The 22,206-nt window shown below is 37.4% G+C and carries 20 protein-coding genes and 4 tRNA genes; 14 read left to right on the top strand and 10 right to left on the bottom strand.

Features of this window, described 5'->3' with window-relative positions:
* Window positions 1-65 precede the first annotated feature (65 nt).
* Entirely contained in the window at window positions 66-1,274 is a 1,209-nt protein-coding gene (locus tag LI241_RS02265) for an MFS transporter (RefSeq protein ID WP_008690774.1), read from the top strand.
* Between the two features lie 1,099 nt (window positions 1,275-2,373).
* Here LI241_RS02265 and LI241_RS02260 read toward each other — a convergent pair.
* Together LI241_RS02260 and LI241_RS02255 are read right to left on the bottom strand one after the other, a co-directional pair.
* Window positions 2,374-2,459 (bottom strand) — tRNA-Leu (locus LI241_RS02260).
* A 373-nt stretch (window positions 2,460-2,832) separates the two neighbouring features.
* Window positions 2,833-2,918: transfer RNA gene (locus tag LI241_RS02255), tRNA-Leu, on the bottom strand.
* Window positions 2,919-3,199: 281 nt separating this feature from the next.
* On the opposite strand from LI241_RS02255, the gene LI241_RS02250 reads away from it, so the two are divergent.
* Window positions 3,200-3,583 carry a hypothetical protein gene (locus LI241_RS02250; RefSeq protein WP_117548042.1) on the top strand — a complete coding sequence of 128 codons (384 nt, stop codon included), beginning with the start codon at window positions 3,200-3,202 and terminating at the stop codon, window positions 3,581-3,583.
* 98 nt (window positions 3,584-3,681) lie between these two features.
* Window positions 3,682-3,831, top strand: coding sequence for a hypothetical protein (locus LI241_RS02245; RefSeq protein WP_008690778.1), 150 nt, complete (start codon window positions 3,682-3,684; stop codon window positions 3,829-3,831).
* Window positions 3,832-3,909: 78 nt separating this feature from the next.
* Here LI241_RS02245 and LI241_RS02240 read toward each other — a convergent pair whose 3' ends face one another.
* The 3 genes from LI241_RS02240 to LI241_RS02230 are packed head-to-tail and all read right to left on the bottom strand — an operon-like array spanning window position 3,910 to window position 7,446.
* Window positions 3,910-4,926, bottom strand: a complete 1,017-nt coding sequence (locus tag LI241_RS02240) for an aspartate-semialdehyde dehydrogenase (RefSeq protein ID WP_117548043.1) — start codon at window positions 4,924-4,926, stop codon at window positions 3,910-3,912.
* 25 nt (window positions 4,927-4,951) lie between these two features.
* Complete coding sequence (locus LI241_RS02235; RefSeq protein ID WP_117548044.1) at window positions 4,952-6,268, bottom strand: aspartate kinase; 1,317 nt, start codon at window positions 6,266-6,268, stop codon at window positions 4,952-4,954.
* Window positions 6,268-7,446: a homoserine dehydrogenase gene (locus tag LI241_RS02230; RefSeq protein WP_008690782.1), complete on the bottom strand. Its 1,179-nt coding sequence runs from the start codon at window positions 7,444-7,446 to the stop codon at window positions 6,268-6,270. The genes LI241_RS02235 and LI241_RS02230 overlap by 1 nt, the downstream gene beginning before the upstream one ends.
* Before the next feature lie 117 nt (window positions 7,447-7,563).
* Here LI241_RS02230 and thrC point away from each other — a divergent pair, with 117 nt between their 5' ends.
* The 6 genes from thrC to LI241_RS02200 all read left to right on the top strand — a co-directional run bounded on the left by thrC (window position 7,564) and on the right by LI241_RS02200 (window position 12,321).
* Window positions 7,564-9,066, top strand: a complete 1,503-nt coding sequence (gene thrC, locus LI241_RS02225; RefSeq protein WP_117548045.1) for a threonine synthase — start codon at window positions 7,564-7,566, stop codon at window positions 9,064-9,066.
* A complete protein-coding gene (gene thrB, locus LI241_RS02220) occupies window positions 9,059-9,940 on the top strand; it encodes a homoserine kinase (RefSeq protein ID WP_117548046.1) in 882 nt (293 codons plus the stop codon). Before thrC ends, thrB begins: the two co-directional genes overlap by 8 nt.
* Window positions 9,940-10,374, top strand: a complete 435-nt coding sequence (locus LI241_RS02215; RefSeq protein ID WP_008690788.1) for an ACT domain-containing protein — start codon at window positions 9,940-9,942, stop codon at window positions 10,372-10,374. Before thrB ends, LI241_RS02215 begins: the two co-directional genes overlap by 1 nt.
* Window positions 10,375-10,788: 414 nt before the next feature.
* Window positions 10,789-11,523, top strand: coding sequence for a TIGR01906 family membrane protein (locus tag LI241_RS02210; protein WP_008690791.1), 735 nt, complete (start codon window positions 10,789-10,791; stop codon window positions 11,521-11,523).
* Window positions 11,516-12,082, top strand: a complete 567-nt coding sequence (locus tag LI241_RS02205; protein WP_333485610.1) for a Maf family protein — start codon at window positions 11,516-11,518, stop codon at window positions 12,080-12,082. The genes LI241_RS02210 and LI241_RS02205 overlap by 8 nt, the downstream gene beginning before the upstream one ends.
* Window positions 12,083-12,247: 165 nt before the next feature.
* A tRNA-Thr gene (locus LI241_RS02200) sits at window positions 12,248-12,321 on the top strand.
* 138 nt (window positions 12,322-12,459) lie between these two features.
* Here the strand turns inward: LI241_RS02200 and LI241_RS02195 are convergent.
* Window positions 12,460-12,550: transfer RNA gene (locus LI241_RS02195), tRNA-Ser, on the bottom strand.
* Window positions 12,551-12,758: 208 nt separating this feature from the next.
* Here LI241_RS02195 and LI241_RS02190 point away from each other — a divergent pair.
* The 3 genes from LI241_RS02190 (at window position 12,759) to LI241_RS02180 (ending at window position 14,708) form a co-directional block, all read left to right on the top strand.
* Window positions 12,759-13,220, top strand: coding sequence for a hypothetical protein (locus LI241_RS02190; RefSeq protein ID WP_117548048.1), 462 nt, complete (start codon window positions 12,759-12,761; stop codon window positions 13,218-13,220).
* 262 nt (window positions 13,221-13,482) lie between these two features.
* Entirely contained in the window at window positions 13,483-14,268 is a 786-nt protein-coding gene (locus LI241_RS02185; RefSeq protein WP_227150988.1) for a DUF2812 domain-containing protein, read from the top strand.
* A 98-nt stretch (window positions 14,269-14,366) separates the two neighbouring features.
* On the top strand, window positions 14,367-14,708 hold the full coding sequence (locus LI241_RS02180; protein ID WP_008686853.1) for a hypothetical protein: 342 nt from the start codon (window positions 14,367-14,369) through the stop codon (window positions 14,706-14,708).
* A 110-nt stretch (window positions 14,709-14,818) separates the two neighbouring features.
* On the opposite strand, the gene LI241_RS02175 is transcribed toward LI241_RS02180, so the two are convergent.
* The 4 genes from LI241_RS02175 to LI241_RS02160 all read right to left on the bottom strand — a co-directional run bounded on the left by LI241_RS02175 (window position 14,819) and on the right by LI241_RS02160 (window position 20,146).
* Window positions 14,819-15,031, bottom strand: coding sequence for a zinc ribbon domain-containing protein (locus LI241_RS02175; protein WP_008686854.1), 213 nt, complete (start codon window positions 15,029-15,031; stop codon window positions 14,819-14,821).
* Between the two features lie 149 nt (window positions 15,032-15,180).
* Window positions 15,181-17,430: a hypothetical protein gene (locus LI241_RS02170; protein WP_008686855.1), complete on the bottom strand. Its 2,250-nt coding sequence runs from the start codon at window positions 17,428-17,430 to the stop codon at window positions 15,181-15,183.
* Between the two features lie 26 nt (window positions 17,431-17,456).
* Window positions 17,457-19,529, bottom strand: coding sequence for an RND family transporter (locus LI241_RS02165; protein WP_008686857.1), 2,073 nt, complete (start codon window positions 19,527-19,529; stop codon window positions 17,457-17,459).
* 23 nt (window positions 19,530-19,552) lie between these two features.
* Entirely contained in the window at window positions 19,553-20,146 is a 594-nt protein-coding gene (locus LI241_RS02160; RefSeq protein WP_008686859.1) for a TetR/AcrR family transcriptional regulator, read from the bottom strand.
* 494 nt (window positions 20,147-20,640) lie between these two features.
* Between LI241_RS02160 and LI241_RS02155 the strand changes: the two genes are divergently transcribed.
* Both LI241_RS02155 and LI241_RS02150 read left to right on the top strand, forming a co-directional pair.
* Complete coding sequence (locus LI241_RS02155; RefSeq protein ID WP_117548052.1) at window positions 20,641-21,363, top strand: ABC transporter ATP-binding protein; 723 nt, start codon at window positions 20,641-20,643, stop codon at window positions 21,361-21,363.
* The gene (locus tag LI241_RS02150; RefSeq protein WP_117548053.1) at window positions 21,356-22,063 is read left to right on the top strand and encodes an ABC transporter permease; all 708 of its coding nucleotides are present in this window, start codon (window positions 21,356-21,358) and stop codon (window positions 22,061-22,063) included. Before LI241_RS02155 ends, LI241_RS02150 begins: the two co-directional genes overlap by 8 nt.
* Window positions 22,064-22,206: the final 143 nt, after the last annotated feature.

The raw sequence follows: 22,206 nt of genomic DNA, 5'->3' as shown, positions 1-22,206 counted from the left end.
TATCATAATGCTGTTATTTAGATAGAAAGCAACAGTTAAGCAATAACTACAGATGAGGTAACAATATGCAAATCAGACAAACATTTCAAAAGTATCATTTTGTCGTTTTCTTTATACTGGTTGCAATGGAAAGCATGGCTGCGAATTTTGCCCATCCCATCACACCGACATTGATTCAACAATTACAGCTGCCGGATTATTCTTTTGGTTTATTGTATGCCGGCATGGCATTTACGAATTTCTTGTTTTCGCCATTATGGGCAAATCAGGTACATCATTTAGGCAGTAAGCGTGTATTGGGCATATGTTGCGTGGGCTATGGCGCAGGACAAATGCTGTTTGCTCTTAGTAAAACACTTCCTTTGATCATGGTTGCACGTTTATTATCCGGCTTCTTTGTTGGTGGTATCATGGTGAGCTTTTTGACTTATATCATTGCCCATGCCACACTTGAACAAAGAGGTCGCTATCTTGCTTTATCTGCCACCATCCCAACAGTTTTTGCGGCTTTTGGTTATTTGATAGGCGGTATCATGGGTGTTTATTCCTTGTTTGCGACTTTTGTTATGCAAAGTCTGACCTTGGTGGCAGCCGGAGTTCTTTTTGCTTTGTTTTTAAAAGCTGATCCCGATAAAGCAAAAACGCATACTATTTCTTTTAAAGATATCAATCCTTTTCAAGCCTTTTTGGATGCACGCCACTTTTTAAACGTGGCCATGGTGCTATTGTTTTTTGTTGTCTTTCTAACATCTTGTGCAACCACGGCATATGATCAAAATTTCAACTATTTCATTAAAGATCAGTTCGGTTTCCCATCTTCCTACAATGGCGCATTAAAAGCAGTTGTTGGTTTTGTGTCTTTATTCGCAAATACGACAATCTGTATGTGGATCATGAAACGTGGAAATGTAAAAAAAGCCCTGCGCTATGTTTTAGCGGGAGCCGGCATCTTACTTGTGATGATGACCTTTACCACGCACATGGTTCCATTCATGGTTGTCAATCTGCTTTTCTTTGCGTTTAATGCCATCTATATTCCACTATTACAGGATGTATGTGCTGGGGAAGGTAATACGGAAAACAGTCATCAGGTCATGGGTTTTTATAATGCGATGAAAAGTCTTGGCATGATTGCCGGAGCTTTGTTTGCAGGATTTATTTATGGTGCAGGAGCTCGCTTATCATTTCTTTTTGCAGGTCTTTTCTTTCTCATCAGTACCTTGATTTTTCATATCTTCAAAGCTATTGCGAATAAAGCTACTGCAAAAGCATAGCAAGTATGCTGTTTATCATCTTGACATATAAAGGCACGCATTAGGCAGCATTTCTTCTTGAAGCAATTGTTCATAGGCTTCTAGCTTGCGCATGAACAAGGCGAAAAGCTGTTCGATTTTTGCTAATTCCAGTGTAGTGCCTATGGAATGACAGGTTATCGTGTAGATATCTTGCTATGTGAAAGCTGATAGCTGAAGGGAAGGAAAATGACGTAACATGGTTAAAATTACTATTACCCTTTGTAAACCGTTTTCTTAGATAAACTAGTTTCTTGAATACATTTTTTTGGTTTTTCCTCTGGATTATCTATTTGCCATTGTTTTACATAGGTAGTCACAATAATCAAAAATGTAATACTTGAAAAGATAAAAATTGACCAAGTATTTGCTTGGTCAATCTAACCTGATTCACTTATTAGAATTAGAAAATAGTAAATTTAATACCCATAGTTTACAAAATAAATATAATCAAAATAGCATATACAATACAAGTAAAATAAGCAAGATATAGAAGGGGATGTTTAATAATTGATTTTTCTCTTGCTATATTGATTAAGTTAGAAAAAACTATCAAAAATAAACAAAATTGAAAATAATTTATTTGTAAATTTATATCAAATTTTAATAAAATTGCTATAATTGCTACAATGAGACTTGCAAAACTTGAATATCTTAATATTGCTGAAAATAAATTTTTCTCATAATTTTTTTTATTTATAAAAGTTAGTTTGACGAACCACAGTATAATAACTAGTAAATCTATTGATATCAGTAACTGTTCCTCCTGATCCATAGACAAGTCATTATACTAAAAACGTTTATAACCAATCTTTTAATTTTTATCCTCCTTTTTTATTCTATAATTTAAAATTATAATAAAGTTCCCATGTTTCCCCCTCTTTCTAACATTTACAGTATACAAAAGAATATTAAAAAATATAAGACTCATTTATTTGCTATATTTATGGTATGATATGAAAGTAAGCACTAAACATAACTCAGTTTTTACTTTAAAAAAATTTCACCATTTACATGAGATAATTCATGTAAGGAAAAGAGTATAAAAAAAGCGCTGATATAGAGCGCTTCACTCACGATATGGCGCAGGAGAAGAGATTTGAACTCTCACGCGATTGCTCGCACTGCCGCCTGAAGACAGCGTGTCTGCCGTTCCACCACTCCTGCTTAATTGAGTGCTTATATATAATAAACTATTTTAAAACATTTGTCTAGTAGAAAATGAAAAAATTATATCCGTAAAACAGTTTCTTTACAGTATATAACGGCGCGAAAAAACGTAACGAAATTTAGCTATTTCGATTGCGCAATTGTGCATAAATAAAGGCTATATAGCAGATGATATTTGATGAATTCATGAATCACACAGGATGTAGGAAAAGCCTTTGATAAGTGTCGAATGCTCTTACATAAAGCTATGTTATAAGGATGTTTTGGCATCACCGAAAAAGAAAGTAAGTAGAAAAAAAGTCCTTTTGAAAGGACTTGCTCTTTCATAAGATATTTAAGGTAACCCTAAAACATCTTTTTTGCTTTTCATTGGTGCAGCCGATGAGACTTGAACTCACACGAGCATACGCCCACTACCCCCTCAAGATAGCGTGTCTGCCATTCCACCACGGCTGCTCATTTATGCTTTATAATAATACTATATTTTTTTTGATTTATCCATAGTTTTTTTAATTTTCTTATGATGCATTCCATCTTATAAAAAAACTATTCATAATGAAAAGAAGATAAAACGGTTTTACGCATTGCTTGTTGCAGTGCAAAGCTTGCGACGATAACGAACAAGATATGTGAAAAGCCTTACATCATAAAATTCGTCTAGAAATCACATGATGCACACACTCATCACATATTTATAGTAGATAATAGAATCCGAATAAAAGAAAGGTTGAATGTTAATGTCAAAAAATAAGATTAAAATCTCGAAAGCTAGTATCGTTTTTTATGTAGCATCTGTTGTATTTCTGGGAATTGCCGCATTTTATTTCTATATTACGTATGAATCGGTTGTTACCTACAGTCAAAGTGCCAGCTTAGAAATCAAAGATATGCTAAATGCTTATTTCAGCAATTGTGCCCCTTTCTTCGCATATGCTTTTGGTTGCTATGGTATCGGTTTTATTATCTCAAAAATTGGAAATCTAAATCAAATACTTGCATTATGCTTGGATGATGCTATCGCAGAAACACAGGATCAGGATGTTGTTCCTACACAAACTGAAGAAACTATGCAGGATGTTGAATGTGATGCAAATCGCGAAATTGCTACCGAAGAAGCCTAATTTCTAACGGTGCGTACTCTTCATAAAATCTTCATATAAAATTAATATTATAATCAAGAAAAAGGAGTATCCTAACAGTATGAATGGAGGGATACCGGATGAAAGAAGTTATCGAAACGTTTTTGCAAGGAAAATTAACAGCATTCTTTTGTATATTGCTGGCACTGCCATTTCTTATTATGATGGTATCCTTATCACGACGCTTTCAGCCCATGCTGATTGAAAAGGATTCCTACAAAAACGAATAGTAAAAAACCTGTATGATCGTGGTATGGCAGAATGACATCTGTGCATATTTATGAAATACAGGTTTTTTCATGTCTTAATTATTTTTCCATCTGTGCAATTACCAACTCGGCAATTTGCACAGCATTCGTTGCCGCTCCTTTTCTTACTTGATCGCCGCAGCACCAAAAACTTAATGCGTTGGTATGGTTGCTCATATCTTCACGGATACGGCCGACGTATACCAAATCCTGATCGGTGGTATCTAATGGCATAGGATATTTTTGATGTTTGGGATCATCAACTAATTTTACACCTGGAGCAGTTTGTAACAAGGCTCTGGCTTTTTCAACGCTGATTTTTTTATCGAATTCAACCATGATTGATTCGGAATGAGAACGATATACCGGAACCCGAACACATGTACAGTTCACACAAAGATCAGGATTGTTCATGATCTTTCTTCCTTCATTTTGCATTTTCATTTCTTCACTGGAATATCCCGCTTCATTAAAGCCACCTATCTGAGGAATCAGATTATAGGCAATCTGATATTGGAAAGTAGAAACTTCTACTTCTTTCTCATGGGCGATTGCGCCAACTTGCTGATTCAGTTCTCGAATACCGTTTACGCCGGCTCCGGAAACCGCCTGATACGTTGATACGACCATGCGTTTTGCCTTTGCGTAGCGATGCAGTGGTGCTAAAGCTACCAAAGCAATGATCGTTGCGCAGTTTGGATTGGCGATGATGCCGTTATGTGAAGCAACGGCTTCTGGATTTACTTCTGGTATCACCAATGGTACATTGGGGTCTAAACGATAGGCCGAGCTGTTATCCACAACAACGGCGCCAGCTTCTACAGCTTTCGGTAAAAAGCGCTTAGCAATATCATTCTCCGCAGCACCTAACACGATATCCATCCCTTGAAAGCTTGACTCGGTTGTTTCCTCAATGCGATACTCTTTCCCATTGATTTCCATTTTTTTACCGGCACTGCGCTTGCTGGCTAATAAATGTAATTCATTGATGGGAAAGTTTCGTTCCATTAAGATTTTGATCATTTCCTGACCAACGGCACCTGTAGCACCTAAAATAGCCACATTATATGTTCTCATATACAATCCTTCCTTTCTTTCTATCCTATTCAATAACAAAGGAATTGTAGATAGCCGAAATGGTTTTCTCAAAGTCCTTATCTTCTACACCAACGACAATGTTGATTTCATCACTGCCCTGCGCAATCATACGAATGTTGATATTATGCTTACCTAATACGGCAAACAAACGTCCGGAAATACCGGGACGATACATCATCTGACGACCAACAGTCGCGATCAAGGCGATGTGGTCAATGACTTTCACATTATCCGGATTGCAGGCTCTTTTGATATCGCCTACAATATCGTAGATGACATCCTTGACATCATCGCTATTAACAACGATACTAAAGGAATCAATGCCACTTGGAATATGTTCAATGGAAATGCGGTAATTTTCAAATACTTCTAATGCACGTCGAATGATGCCGACTTCATCGGACATATGATTTTTATAAATAGCCACCACCGTGAAGTTTTTCTTGCCGGCGATACCGGTGATGATCTGATCAGAATCTTTTTCTTTGATTTCCTCGACGATGATCGTTCCGCCTTCTTCCGGATGATTTGTATTTAAGATATTGATAGGTATATTTTTTTCTTTGACTGGAAAGATGGCTTCTTCATGTAGGACACTGGCACCCATGTAAGACAATTCACGCAATTCGCTATAAGTAATCGTATGAATACGTTTTGGGTGTGTCACGATGCGTGGGTCAGCCATCAAAATGCCGGATACATCTGTCCAATTTTCATACATATCGGCATTTAATAGGCGTGCTAATATAGATCCTGTAATATCACTTCCTCCACGTGCCATTGTTTTTACTGTACCATCTGGCAAAGCACCATAAAACCCTGGAATGACAAAGCAGTCATGGGATTTTAGAAAATTATCCAAACGATAGTTTGTGGCATCAAAATCAATCTTGCCATCATAGCGGAAGGTGATGATATCTTTGGCATCAACAAAAGGGAAACCTAAATATTCCGCCATTAATTTTGCGGTCAGATATTCACCACGGCTTACCAGATAATCCGTAGACATCGATTTGCTTAGCTCACTTTGTAACTTAGCCAAATCCTCTTCGATAGGGTATTGTAGTCCTAAATCGGTTTTAATAGAAATAAAGCGTTCTTTAATCAAATCGAATAAGGATAGATAATCTACACTATATTTCAGATGAGCTTCTATCAGATATAATAAATCTGTTACTTTGTTGTCTTTTTTATGCTCTTTGCCACTTGCGCTGACGACAACAAAACGTCTCGCTTCATCACTTTCAATAATATGCTTAACCTTTGCAAACTGTGCGGCATTAGCGACAGATGACCCTCCAAATTTAGCAATCTTTAACATTATAATTCCTCCCTATGATCATGGATGCTTGCCATAAAGGCTGTAGCATCGTGTTTTAAGATTTCTTTCATCAGTTCATGCATATGGGCAACCTCGACATTTTTTACATGTAGATATTTATCAAAGGTACTGCTGTCATAAGATAAATGATGTAACATCGGACGTAAGGATTTATCACAGCGTACAATATAATCACGGTTACACAATGTCGTATCGTACTGCATTTCTTTTTGGAAATGCAAGACGCGATGGGCTTTGCCTTCCAGGATATCAAGGATATCTTGTACTACAGCATTGGCCGTTGCCAGTTTTCCGGCCCCTTGTCCAAAAAACTTTAAATCACCAATCGTATCACCATGCAAGGTAATCAGATTGTAATTATCCATCGTATTTGCTTCCAACTGATTTTCTTTAAATAAAATAGGCTCTACGACACAGCTGTAGGTGTTTCCTTGGCGTTTGGTTTTGGCTATCAGACGAACAGCCATACCTAAGGATTTAAAATACTGGACATCTTCTTTGGTGATGGTGCGGATCCCAAATACCGGAAAGTTATCAGGGACATGATAATCATAGGCAATGGATGCGGAAATACGCAGTTTATTGCAAATATCAAAGCCATCGATATCCGCGCTAGGATCAGCTTCGGCATATCCTAAATGTTGTGCTTCCTTTAATACTTCATCAAAGGTTGCCTGGTAACGCTGCATATGATCTAGAATGAAGTTGCTGGTTCCATTAAAAATACCGTGAATGCGATTGACCTGATCAATACGCAAGGCTTTTTCCAGACCTTGAATCCATGGAATACCACCTCCGGTGCTGGCTTCATAATAGAAGTTTACATCATTCTCACTGGCACATTCGTGAAATTCTTTTACATAGGCTGCGACAACCGCTTTGTTTGCCGTGACGACATGTTTTCCGGCCTGTAATGCCTGTAGGATATAAGTATGGGCCGGCTCTAAACCTCCCATGGTTTCTACGACAACATCCAAAGCAGGATCGTTGAGTATGGTTTCAATATCATCACACATATAAGGAAGGGTTTTAGGTTTTCCTTTCCGTATCAGAATGTGTGTTACATGCAAAGCTTTCGTTTCTGGTGTTGTGGCATGCTCAATAATTTCATAAACACCACTGCCGATCGTTCCAAAACCAAGTATTGCTATATTCATGGAAATCCTCCTTTTTAAAATTTTTTGTCTTTTTAATAAAAACACTTGTTTTTATATTGCGAACATTGTATCATAGTAAAATAAGAATTGCAAGATGAAAAAAGGAGAATTAAAGATATGGAAAAAAGGATGCAGAAAATATATACAAGTACTCGTAATAAAGATATAAAGCGGACACCGAAAGAAGCTATCTTAGCTGGTATGGCGGATGATGGCGGTCTATATGTATACGATGGATTGGATGAAGTAAAGCTGCCAATCCGCGATATGATGGAAATGTCGTATGCGCAAATGGCTGAAACTATTCTGTCTGCATTACTTCCGGATTTCACGGAAGAGGAAGTGAAAAAATGTGTACAGGATGCCTATGCCAATCGTTTTGATAACGATGATATTACCCCTCTTCATATTGCCAAGGATGTACCTGTTTTGGAATTGTTCCATGGACCTACCTGTGCTTTTAAAGATGTGGGATTGCGTATGTTGCCACAATTAATGTCAACTGCTATTCAAAGCTGTAAAGGCAAAGATGTGATGATTTTAACAGCAACCAGTGGTGATACGGGAAAAGCTGCTTTGGAAGGCTTTAAAGATGTTGAGCATATTGGTATCACAGTGTTCTATCCGGATCATGGTGTCAGCAATATGCAGAAATTACAAATGGTGACAACAAGTGGACAAAATACAAAAGTTTGTGCTATTCAGGGAAACTTTGATGATGCGCAATCGAATGTAAAAAAGATTTTCCAAGATCAAGAGATGAAAGAGCGTCTGAATGAGATGAATACGACATTATCTAGCGCAAACTCAATTAATATCGGCCGTTTGATACCGCAGATTGTTTATTATGTATTTGCTTATAAGGAAATGGTACGCAAAGGTAAGATTCGTTTCGGCGAAGAGATTAATTTCTGTGTACCAACCGGTAATTATGGCAATGTCTTAGCCGGCTATTATGCAAAATGTATGGGACTTCCCGTAAAACGTTTCCTGGTTGCCAGCAATGCCAACCATGTGCTGTATGATTTTTTAACCACGGGTATTTATGATCGTAACCGTTCTTTCTTTAAAACCATATCACCAAGTATGGATATTTTAATTTCCAGTAACCTGGAACGTTTGTTGTATTATAAGAGCGGAAAAGATGCAGACTATATTCATGAACTGATGAAGTCTTTAGAAGAAAAAGGTTCTTATCAGGTACGCAGTGATATATTTAAAGATATTCAAAAAGATTTTTACGGTGGCTATTGTGATGATGAAACATGTGCTGCGATCATGAAGGAGTTTTATGAGGAAAAGGGATATGTATTAGATCCTCATACAGCTGTTGGTTATAAGGTGATGAAGGACTATCAAAAAAATGATGCGACACCTTGTGTCTTACTGGCAACGGCCAGTCCGTATAAATTTGCTCCGGCAGTGGAAAACGCTATTTTCCAACAGAGCAATGAGGATGAATTTGCTTGTATGGAAGAATTACAGCGAAAAAGCGGTGCCCGTATTCCGGATTCTTTATTGTTGCTGCAAGGGGCAAAAATTCGTCATGAGGATGTAATTGATAAAGAGGATATGCGTGATTACGTAGAAAAAACAGTAAAGGAGATGTTCCATGATTAAGGTAATTGTGCCGGCAACCAGTGCTAACTTAGGTGTAGGATATGATTGTTTGGGTTTGGCATTAGATGAATATGCAACTGTTTATTTTGAAGAAATCGCTACAGGATTAGAAATCATAGGCTGTGAAGAAGCTTATTGTAATGAAGATAACTTAATTTACCAAGCCTTTTTAAAGGGGATGCAGTATTTACAGAAAAATTGTACAGGATTGCGCATTACCATGGATACCAACATTCCTTATACAAGAGGATTAGGCAGCAGTGCCACCTGCATCGTTGCCGGATTGGCTGGGGCAAATGCACTAGTAGGAAGTCCTCTTAATAAATATGAGTTATTTGATTTGGCAACACAGATGGAAGGGCACCCGGATAATATTGCACCTGCTATCTTTGGAGGTCTTTGTGTCAGCTTTATGGAAGAAGGAAAGCCGAATATGATTCGCTATGGCATCAAGAAAGATCTGTTGTTTGTCACATTGATTCCTGATTATGAAGTCAATACCAAGGCAGCACGAGAAGTCTTACCAAATCAGATGAGCTATGCGGATGCTACATATCAGATGGGGCGTTGTGCGGCTTTAGCAAAGGCGATGGAAATCGGTAACCCGCTGATCTTGCGGAAAGCATGTACAGATAAGATGCAGGAACCATATCGCAAGCATCTGATTCCACAATATGAGGATGTAAAAAAACTATGCCAACAACAAGATATGATTACAATGTTCATCAGTGGCAGTGGATCTACGATGATTGCGTTGACACAGGAAGAAACAGATGCGAAGAAACTCATAGAACAAATACAGATGCTATATCCTACATGGGATTGTCGTTTGTTGCATGCGACCTATGATGGCGTACAATGTGAGGTGATATAATGGAAAAATATTATATAGTAGATAGTGCGATTTTACCGGATGTGCTAGATAAAGTTATAGAGGCCCGCAGCCTTTTACAAAACGGGGAAGTCAAGCAGGTCAGTGAAGCTGTGAAACGTGTCGGTATCAGTAGAGGCACCTATTATAAATACAAGGATTATGTATTCCTTCCGGATAAAGGAATGAGTGCTCGTAAGGCAGTCATCTCTTTGATGTTGCATCATGATAAAGGTATTCTTTCCGAGGTGCTGAATGTGATGTCAAAAACCAATGCTAATATCTTGACCATTAACCAAAACATTCCGATTCATGGCTGGGCAAGTGTGGTTATTTCCTTTGATATCAGTGAAATGAATTCTGGTATTGATGATTTAATGCAGTTGTTAAATGAATGCCGCGGTGTTTCTAATCTGCACTTACTGGCTGTGGAATAAAGTATTCGCTATCGTATGAAGATAGAACGATGTTGATGGGTTAGAATTATGTTTATAATCTTTATAGGATCTCTTTGCTATCCTTCCTATGGTGATTGCATGGTGTGATAGAAGAGATCTTTTTTTATTCGTATGGAGGATACCTTTTGGTAAGAAAACTTATTTTTAAAAAGATCAAAATGCTTTTTCTTTAAAGAAGTCTTTATATTCATAATATGGATTTTGCACAAAGGTTAACCTTTGATATAAACGAGAAATAAAAATATTTACTATCAATGAAAAGAACTTATCGTTATATAACATGTAGCAGTAAATGTTATATCATTCTTACTGAAGTGAGGAATTACAAGTTTGCTTTTTCATTAAAATATGGTACGATATAATATAGCTAAAATTAAAAAAAGAGGGTTGTTTATGAACGTGGTACTTAATAAATTAAATACAATTGCCTCCTATGCAGCAGCAATTTCATTGGTCATCATTTTACTGGTAACCAGTGTCAGTATCAATTGTTTTGATTCTGATTTCTATAAGAGTGAATATAAAACATTGCAAACAGCACAGGATTTAGGCATGACGCAAAAGGACTTGAATCTTGCGACAAATACATTATTAGATTATTTGCAGGATAAGCGTGATAATATCAATGTCGAAATTACCGTGCAGGGTAGTAAGGTAGAGGCCTTTAACAGCAAAGAGGCTGCACATATGGTGGATGTTAGAAGTCTGTATCATTTTGCCCAAATCTTGCGAAACATGGCTTTTGTGATTTTGGTGGTAAGCTGCATTTATCTGCTTGTGCGATTAAAGAAAGGTGCATGGACAGTGTTAAGTATTAATTATATGAAAGCAGCGATTCTATTTGCAATCTTTTTTATCATGCTGGCAGGTTGGGCATATGTTGACTTTGATGCTTTCTGGACAGCATTTCATCATGTGGCATTCCGTAATGATTTATGGCTATTAAATCCTAGTACAGATCTGATGATCAATTTATTTCCGGCAGCCTTCTTCAGTAAGTTGGTATTCCGTATCGTCATGATGTTTGCAATAGGCTTTATAGGCTGTTTTGTGGGGGCTTATATCTATTTGCGTTATCAGTTGAAACATTATCAAGCGGAAACACAGGAGCTTTCTCATGATGCGTAAACAACTGATTTTGGCAAGTGCTTCTCCCAGACGTAAGGAACTCATGCAAGATAGCGGTCTGCCATTTCAAATCATTCCTTCAAAGAAGGAAGAAATTGTACCTCTTCATCTTCCTGCTGCACAGGCAATCGAGCAATTGGCATTACAAAAAGCCAGTGATATCTTTACGCAACATCCAGATGCAGTTGTCATTGGCTGTGATACGATGGTCATATGGGAAGAGGAAAGATTAGGGAAACCAAAGGATCAAGCAGATGCTTTACGGATGTTAAAAATGCTTAGTAATCAGACACATGAAGTTATAACAGGCGTAGCCTTGTTAAGTAAAACGCATACGATTCTTTTCCATGAAACAACGAAGGTAACATTTTATGATCTAGAGGAGGAGTTGCTTACTGCTTATGTTGCAAGCGATGAACCTTATGATAAAGCAGGAGCTTATGGCATTCAGGGAATGGGAAAGCTGTTGGTAAAAAGCATTGAAGGTGATTATTTTAATGTGGTAGGTTTACCGATTTCCAGAGTATATCGTGAACTTCTACCATTGCTTCATGAGTAGGATGTAAAATAAGCAATAGGAATATCTTATACATAGCATAGATGATTTGAGAAATGTAAAGAAACAATCTTGTAATTTTAGAAAATGAAAAAAATGTGCTTTACCTGTTGAAAATTCTGACGATGCCTATTATAATATAATAGCTTTGAGATAAAGCACATAGTTGCCGACATAGTATAGTGGTAATACAGAGCAATGGTAATGCTCAGCGCGCAGTTCAATTCTGCGTGTCGGCACCAGGTAACAATGCAAACTGTAACATATCTGATTTCTTGGAATGTTACAGTTTTTTTATGTAGAATGAGTAAATGATCAGAACCTAATGAGGCATAGGTAAGAATAAGAAAAAAAACGTCTTGCGACGTTGTTTATTTCAATGGCGGAGTAGGAGAGATTTGAACTCTCGCGCCAGTTTCCCGACCTATACCCTTAGCAGGGGCACCTCTTCAGCCTCTTGAGTACTACTCCAGTTCTGATTTGCATACATTTCGTTTGCCATAAAAGTATATCATAGTCATTTTTAAAAGTCTAGTCCTAAAATCAAAAAAATAGGCGCTCCTCCTACCTGTTTTCGGCCTTACAAAAAAACAGCCAAACCTGTAAATTTTGAACATTTTCATCACTATTTTACAGATTTCTCATGTTTGTGTCGTATACAAAGGTAGGAGGTGTTCGTATGTATAAAACCATTAAGCTGCGCATTCGTGCAGATCGAGAACGGAAACAAGTATTGCTTGCTTATGAAGATATTTATCACAGTGCTTTACGTAAATATGTATATCAGATGATTTTAGAAGGGAAACCTATACGCTATGATGTCAAACGTATCCATAAAGCGATTCCTAAAGAAAGTAAATGGCAGCTTTATCAGACAGCACGCAATCGCTATGCGTATTTCCTTAAGCATCATGATTGGGAATTTCATAAGTCCAGTATATGGAATCAGCGCAACTTTACCGTTTCGCAAGATACGCTTGTCTTATCTTTTGGTAAAGGTTTTATTGTGAAACAGCTCGTAGTAGGGTTAGCATGTGAAAAGGTGGAATGGGAGAAGGTTAAAGAAGGGATGATTTGTCGTATGGATATTGTTCATGATGAACAATATTGGTTTGCCAATCTACTGCTACAATTACCGTGAATGGTTTCACTTTATCATCACTTCTTTGATTACCGTCGTAAGAATTATCTTTCATTAGCTATGGGAATACATAATAGAAAGACGTAGCAGCGATTCCTTATGAACGCTTAACGCTTTTACGTTCATTCTGTTTCGGATGTACGCTTGTTTTTTAACGGCAAGCTCCTTCTTTATGTATATGAAAGGGAATGTCTGCCATTATTTGACACGCATGCATTTACATGATAAATTAAATAAGTACCTTTTCATAAGGAGGCAGGCTATGAAAGAAGAAAAAAAGCTTACATCAACATCAGATGTGGATAAGATGAAGGAAAGTGATGAACTGATTCCGGAAGAGAATCTGGAACAGATGATGGAAGAGTTGAAAGAAGAATTAAAGGAAGATCCAGAACCACAACAAGATGGTTCCCTGGAGGATCTTTCATCAGATACCATGGAAACCGTTACGAAGGAAGTAGAAACAAAGCCTGAAACGTTAGTAAAATATCGCATTTTCTTTGTTTCTGATATGGATGAAGAAGCGCGTTATTTGCATGAGATGTCTATGAGTGGGTATCACTTTAAAGAAAAAAAGGGCATTCGCTATACCTTCGAACTGGGTGAAGTAAAAAACTACTATTACCATTTAGGCTATTATGAGCATGGTCTGCGTGATGGAGATCGTTATGTGGAGAACTTTAAAGAGGCCGGATGGGAAAGCATTTATCATGAAAAGAGTGAATTTGATGGAATGTTGCATTATTTCCGCACCCTAGAGGAACCCGGTGCGCCTGAACCGGAAATCTATAGTGATCGTAAATCACGTAATGCTTTGTATAAACGACTGTTATCCAGCTGGCGCAATTTGATTACGATGATTGTTATTCTTATGGTTTTCATGTTAGGTATTTTGTTTTTCTTACTAACACATCCAACGATATATCAGGGTATTTTTATGACTATTTTCACAATTGTCGCTATTCTATTGATTGGAACCTTTATCCTTTATTTAACGATTTATATGAAAGTAAAGAAGAAGTTATTAGAGTTTAAATATCAATCATAATATCTTCTGGGTATAGCAAAGATATCAATAAAAATGAAACGTTATCCGACGTTTCTTTTTTTAAGGAAGAGTGCTATACTTTTGTACAAGAGGTACTTATGAAAACAATTTTATGCTTTCTTTTTAGCTTAGGTATATTTTTGCAGGTGGCAATGCTGGTGAATGCCGGGGTGCTGTTTTTATTGTATTTTATACTTCGGCTTTTTCACGTAAGTAAAACACAGATTCTTTCATGGTATAACCGATATCCGAAAACAGCCTTATTTATCACTTCGCTTGTGGCAGAGAGTAGTACACTTATCATATTATTGCCGATTTGCAGAGAATGGTTTGGTTTTATAGGGTATAAGCTTGAGGATGAAACGTTATTGCTATTTGCGTTATTAGAAATCCTGCCATCTTTCTATAAATTTCATAAGGTGAAAGCATTTATCGATTGAGCTTATCTTACCTTCATAGCAGGCAGTTATAATGCAAAAGATGAATCATATGGTATCACTTTTGGGTATATGTTTATGAAAGAGCAAAAAAAAACATCGTATGATGTTTTTTAGCTGCCAATTAAGAAGTCAAGAATATTCCATCCGGCATCTGTTTCGCTCTTGTATAATTCTGTAAAACCGCAACGCGTGCAGGATATGGTTACGAATTTTTTATTCTGAACATCAAATAATTTCGCAAAATTGCCGCCGGTTGCCTGAAACTGGTCGCTTTCATAAGATGTATTCCCACATTTAGGGCAGACAAATTGTTTCTTTTCCATTATAAGAACCTCCTTGAATATAAATATTATAGCATTTATCAATAAGATGGCAAAGATGAAATCATTAAGAAAAAGTAAGGAGTTTTGATTATCAAAAGAATGGCATATAAAAGGAACGATATCTTTTTGATAATCGTTCTTTAGTTTTTTTATAACAATTTGGCAAAGAAATTGGTGATCTTATCGAAGAAGTTATCTTTACTTTCTTCTTTTGTGGCTTTCTTTTCTGTTTCTACTTTCTTCTCATGTTTTAGTTCTTCTGTCTTATAAATGAATTTTACTTTTGCTGTACTCTTTGTAGGGGCACCTGCAAAGGTATGCTCATTTTCAGCTTCTTTGACGATTTCATTTTTAATAGATAGCAGCTGATTCAGATCACTCATAGATACATTGACTTCATGTTTCATTTTATCAATGCCATCCATTTTAAAGGTTTGCATACCTTTGTTTAATTCACCTGTTTTTTCGGCTAATGTGGTTGTAGCAGCGTGCAGCTGTTTTGCCCCTTTGCTAAGAGCTGTTGAACCATTTTGCAGCTTAGTAACGCCGGCATTGGCTGTTGTTAAGCCATTTACTAAGGTTTTTGATCCATTATATAATTGCGAAGCACCGCTGCTGGCAGATACCATGTTTGTATTTAAAGTCTTAATTCCGGTTTTTAATTCACCTAAATTGGCAGTTGCTGTTTTTAATTGACTGGTGCCGGCAGCTAGGGTAGCTGCACCTTCTGCAGCATCTTTCATACTATCCTGCAGCGTACCTAAATCAGTCAGCGTTGTTTTTACTAAAGAAACTGCACCGTTTAATTGAGTGGCGGCGGCATTTAATTCCGGTGCTTTTTCAGACAGCTTTGCACTTCCTAACGCAGCCGCTGCACTCAGATTACTGACATTGTGACCAGCACCATCAGCATCGCCATATAAAGCATTTTGAACACCGGAAGCATAACCTTCGGCATAAGTTGTATCTGTACAAATAGCTTTGAGTGCGTTGATTTGTTCCTGGGTCATATTTGACTTGGTTGGATCAGCGTTTTGAGCATAGAGGGTACAAGCCGTTGTCTTGGCAGCTGTTGTTTTAGCGGTTGCTTGTGCACTGGCTGCTTTCAGAGTGTCGCCATTCACAATGGTATTAATGCCTTGTATTGCCGTGTTAAGTTTCAAAGCACTATTCGCTAGTTCCGTCAATTGTGTAGGATAGGCGGCTAAATCATCTACTAATGTCTGCATCTTTTTTAAATCTACTGCCTGAATCTTGGTGTTGCCTTCACGCAAACCGGTGGATAATGTCTGCATGCCATCATTCAACTCAGATATACTGGTGACTAAGGTTGGCAGATCTTTTGTGGCAGTGGTCAGTTTTTTGGTGCCATCTTTGGCAAGAGAAAGGCCATTGCTTAAATTTTTCAAGTTGGCAGATAATTCTTTAGAACCTTTGGTTAATTTTGTAGTACCACTCTTTAAGTCATTTACACCAGTGCTTAAAGCCGGAATACTATTTACCATTTCTTTAACCTTGCTGTTTAAGGTGGCTGTGCCTTCAGCAAGCTGACTGGTTCCATTTGCTAACTTAACACTTGCCTCACTCAACTGATCAATGCCATCCAGTAATTCATCAAGTGAATTAATATCTTTCAATTTATCAAGAGGAACTTCCGGTGTTAAGGCAATCATGATAGGCCCCATCTCAAAGTCCTTTGTTTCACACTTGATGACGTATTCATCTTGGATTTTTAAGCCTTTGGTATCGTTAATACCACTACTTTTTAAGGTGTCTTCCAATCCTGGCAAAGCAACGATACCAACCATTTGATTATTGCCTTCATTCAAAATTTTTCCATTTTCACAAGTGACGTTGGAAAAGTGATCTGTGGACAGATCAATGACGCCGGCACCGATATATAAAGGATGAATATTGGTTGTTTTGCCATTGATATTCACCTGACGTGTCTGTGTGTTTTTCATGGTTATATGAATTTCCAATGGACCGCTTTTTCCAATGAGATCTTTACCATCTATTGCTTGACCATTTAGTTTATAGGTGACATTTACCTTTACTGGCAATTGTTTCGTTGTTTTTCCTTCATAATACACATCATTGCCATCAACATTCCATGTATAGGTATTTCCTTTCACAGAGGGCTGATCATCACTTTTTACATTCTTGACATCTTTAAGATCAAGTGATTCTTTAATGTTTTTAATACCATGATCATTATGCAGCCAGCTGCTTACGATTTCTTCATCAACACTTCCATCTGGATGCAACATCGCATAGACCGTTTCATCCTTTGTTGTTTGTGTATCATCGCCATCTTTGGCATACAGTGTTGTCATACAAGTATTTGCCATCATCAGACTCAATGCGGCACAAGTAACTGTTTTTACATTTTTTTTCATGTTCCTCAACCTCTTTCTTTCCTTATTTATTTCAAATTGGCTTTTGGCCAACCTTTTGTTGTTTTTTCAATCGCTTTATGGAAGATAATCAACAAGGCAGGCAATACCAGAAGAATTACCAGCATAGAGATAACAGCGCCTCGTGAAATCAGCGTACACAAGCTCTTGATCAGATCCATCTTCGCGATGAAGGATACACCGATACAGGCTGCGAAGAAGGATAAACCGGATGTGATAATACTTGGGGCCGATTTGGCTGCGGCTTCACGCGCTGCTTCAATGACCGGTTTGCCATTACTTAATTCTTCTTTATAACGCGTTGTCATCAAAATTGCATAATCAACCGTAGCACCTAATTGAATCGTTCCGATAACGATGCTGGCAATGAATGGCAACACACTACCGGTAAAGTATGGAATACCCATATTGATACAGATAGCAAATTCAATCGACGCAACGAGGATTACTGGCAATGCTAAAGATTTAAAGGTAATTACAATAATTAAGAAAATAGCTAATACGGATAGGATATTAACCATCTTAAAGTCAATATCCGTTGTTGTGATCAAGTCTCGCGTTAAGCTTCCTTCACCAGCAATCACGGCATGTTTATCATATTTGTGCATGATGTTGTCAATCTTATCTAACTGTTCGTTTTCTTCATCCGTAGCCGCACGATACGTTGAGTTGACCAAGATCATTTTTTTACCGCCATTATTTAAAATGGTTTTAACGGCTTCCGGCTCTAATTGTGTCGGAATTCTTCCGCCAATCAGACTCTCATAGGAAACGACACTGTAAACACCGTTTAGTTTTTCCACTTCATCACAGATTTCTTTAATTTGATAGTTTTCTAAATTTTCATCCACCAGTAAGAAGTGGGTGGTTGTCATATGGAACTGATCCTTTAATTTATTTGTCCCAATGATGCTGGCAAAATCCTGCGGCATGTTGGCGCTCAAATCATAATAGACTTTGGTATGATTTTGTGCATACCCCATCGGAATGAACAAGACTAAGAAAATTACCAGAATGCCTTTATAATGCTTTGTTAAGAAGGCAGGCAGTTTCTTAGGTTCCTTCAAGATGATTGGATGTTTCCATTTTTCAATATACTTATCAAAACGCATTAACAGCGATGGCAGGATGATGATCGTGGATAAGACACCAAAGATAACACCTTTTGCCATGACAATACCAATATCTTTTCCTAAGGTCAGTTGCATGGCACATAATGCTAAGAAACCGGCAATGGTTGTAACTGAAGATGAGGTGATGGAAGTAAAGGTTGCCTGAATCGCATTTGACATTGCTTCATCACGATTACTTGTTTTATTCTTTTCTTCCTGATAACGATGCAACAGGAAGATAGAGTAGTCCATGGTAACACCTAACTGTAAGACAAGCGCTAAGGCTTTTGTGATATAAGAAACTTCGCCGAGGAATACATTAGTACCAAAGTTATAAGCAACCGGGAAAGCAATTCCCAAGACGAAGATAAAGGGGGCAATGGATGACTCCAATCCCATAAATAAGACAATCACACACAAGATGATGGCCGTGACTCCATACAATGGTGTTTCTTTTTCACTTAAATCCTTAATATCTTCGGATACGGCAGAGAAACCACCCAAATAGCACTGCTTTTCACTATAACCTTTGATCTTATGAATGGCATCCATCGTTCTTTGTGATGCGCCATCTTCCTCAAAGGTAATAACCATCAGAGTTCCTTTATCCGAATACAGCATGTCTTTGACATCTTTTGGCAAGACCTCCTTCGGGATACTGATATCTAAGATATCGCCTCGCCATAAGACATCCTTTACACCATCAATGCTTTGAATCTCTTTCTTTAATTCCGCAACGTTTTTATCCGGCATATTTTCTACTACCAGCATGCCGGTGCTGGCAAGGTTGAAATCATCTGATAATGATTTTTGTCCTTTCATGGATTCTACATCCTTTGGCAGATAACTCAATAAGTCATAATTGACTTTGGTACGTGCATAACCGATCGCACTTGGAATCAGCAGCAGTACCGCAATTAACAGAATCAGATTTCTTTTTCTAACAATGAAATCAGATAACTTCTTCATACCTCCACGCTCCTATCTTTCTTTTAAGATCGTTTGATCATTTTGCGAATCGTCGTATATAGCATCGGTTTTAAATTGTCGATGCTATCCGGCTGTTTTAATACAATAGAGGAATAACATACGGTTGAAACAAGCTCTAGAATCATAAAAATCAGTTGATAGGCTTCCTGTTCTTGATAACCTAAACTGATTAAATAGCTGAGAAAATCCTCCAGATGATTCACGACCTCATATTCATCATCGCCAAGCTTACCGCCGATAACGCTCCAAGATAGATTTTTCTGGATCATCTTAATGCTGCTGGGATTGGCTTTGAAAAATTCTATGACATAATCTACAAGAAAGATCAATTCTTCGATCTTATCATCAATCTGTTCCTCTTTGGCTTTCATTAATGCTTCATCAATGATGGAAGAGCTTTTCTTCACGATTAGATGATTGATAAGTTGTACCTTATCATGAAAGTAAAGATAGAAAGTGCCCTTTGCTACATGAGCATCCTGGACAATTTGGTCGATGGATATGCGGTTAAAATCCTCTTTCGCAAATAGGCGCAAGGCAGCTTCTTCAATCCTGCGGCGTTTCTCATTCTTATTCATCAGAACCTTGTTTCGCATATAGTTACACCTCTTTTCCTGAATGACTTTAAGTCATTTTTTTATGACCGTGAAAAGGATATGGCAAAAATGACGAACAGTCAATATTTTATATGCAGTAGAAAAAGAAGTTCTTTAGACAGTTCTTTTTATTTGTCTAAATACTATGCGTGAAAGGGGTTTCTGGTTATAAAAGGGTGAAAGCGATACTAGCGTAAATAAGAAATATATTAGTTCTTAAAAAATGAAATACGTTATGGCGATGAAAGGAGAATAGATGGTTGTGCGTGAATATATACAATAAGTTATTATGATGGTTGTTAAAGAAAGCATATTGGTAGATGAAGGTATTTGCTGATATAGATTTGAAAATTGTATCAACATTGGTGATTTCGGTTAGGTTTTCGGTAATAAAAGTTATTTGAAAATTACGCAGTACGTGATTTGTTTGTTATGATGGTACATAAAGAATAAGACATTATACGGTAAGCTTTATTCTTGAAGGAGGGAATATCATGGAGGATATCATCGTCACAAAAGATTTAACAAAGGAATACAGAGGATATAAAGCAAATCATGCGATATCGATGTGTGTAAAAAAAGGGAGTATTTATGGGTTGATTGGGCGAAACGGCGCCGGTAAGACAACATTCATGCGAATGCTGTTGGGGTTAAGTAAACCAACCAAGGGAGAAATTCAGCTATTAGGTAAAAAGGGTAAAGAAATGAATCAGGAACGAAGCCGTATCGGTTCCATCATAGAAACACCTGCTTTTATAACCAGACTTTCTGCATATGATAATTTAATGTTGCGTGCTGATTTGTTAGGGTTAAAGGATAAAAAGAAAGCCATCCATGAGGCGCTAAAAAAGGTTGGCTTATATGAAAAACGCGGACAGAAAGTGAAAGGTTTTTCGCTAGGAATGCGGCAGAGTTTAGGTATTGCTTGCGCTATCTTAGGAGAACCGGAATTATTAATTTTAGATGAGCCCATCAATGGCTTAGATCCGATTGCGATTGCGAATGTGCGTAAGATTTTATTGGATCTGAATAAAAAAGGTACGACCATTATTATTTCCAGTCATATCTTGGGGGAAATGGAAAAGGTTGCCACATGTTATGGGTTTATCGTGGAAGGTAAGTTAGTAAAAGAAATCAGTGAAGAAGAAGTCAAAAACAACAAAGTAGATTTAGAAAAATTCTTCATTAAAATTGCCGGAGGTGAGTTAGATGCATAAGGTAGTAAAGGCGGAGTTATTTAAGCTAAAACGTAATAAAGCATATTGGTTTATCTTATTGTTATCCTTTGGTATTTATCTGGCTTTAGGTCTTATGACGGATGAGAAAATCAGCTTTCAAGATGCGATTGCTTCCTCAGCAAGCATTGTACCTTTGTTTAGTGCGCTTGTTGCCATCAGTGTAGCCCAGGCCGATTATAACGATGGAACAATGAAAAATGTCGTTAGTGCAGGAATTAGTCGTACTAGCATTTATATAGGGAAATTATTGGCTGCCTATATTGGCTGTATGGGAATCTTTTTGATTGAAGCCATCATGTCGGTAGGCTTCAGTGTGTATGGCGGAGCAACGGTAACAATGGATGCTTTCTTTATCATTAAAGCTGTGTTGTTACAGGCCGTAGTCGTATTGAACTATACGGTTATCTTCTTTTTATTGGGAAGTATTATACATAGCGCCGCGTTAGCTGTATCTTTATCCTTTGCATATTATTTGTTTGGAGCTTTTGCCTTTGGTTATGTTGGAAGCTTTTTACATATCAGTGGACTTGCCGATTATGAATTAGGCAGCGTTGCTACGGCAATCGAACAAGTAAATGTTAATACAGTGACGATGTTGCATTTAGGAATCGTAACGATTGTTATACTTTTCTTCGCATATGTCGGAGCTTTCTGTTTCAATCGACAAGAAATCAAGTAACTGTTTTTCACCAAGATACTTTAAAAAAGGAAAATCCCTTTTGTGATGTTTGACTTCACAGAAGGGATTTTGTTTTATAAGAAGAAACCTTTTGATAGTGATCCTGTCGAGCATTCTTAGCACATATCATGAAGCTAGCACAT

This window comes from Longicatena sp. 210702-DFI.1.196, assembly GCF_020563125.1.
In the GTDB taxonomy this organism is placed as follows: Bacteria; Bacillota_I; Bacilli_A; order Erysipelotrichales; family Erysipelotrichaceae; genus Longicatena; species Longicatena caecimuris.
This window is presented reverse-complemented; position numbering and strand designations above follow the sequence as displayed.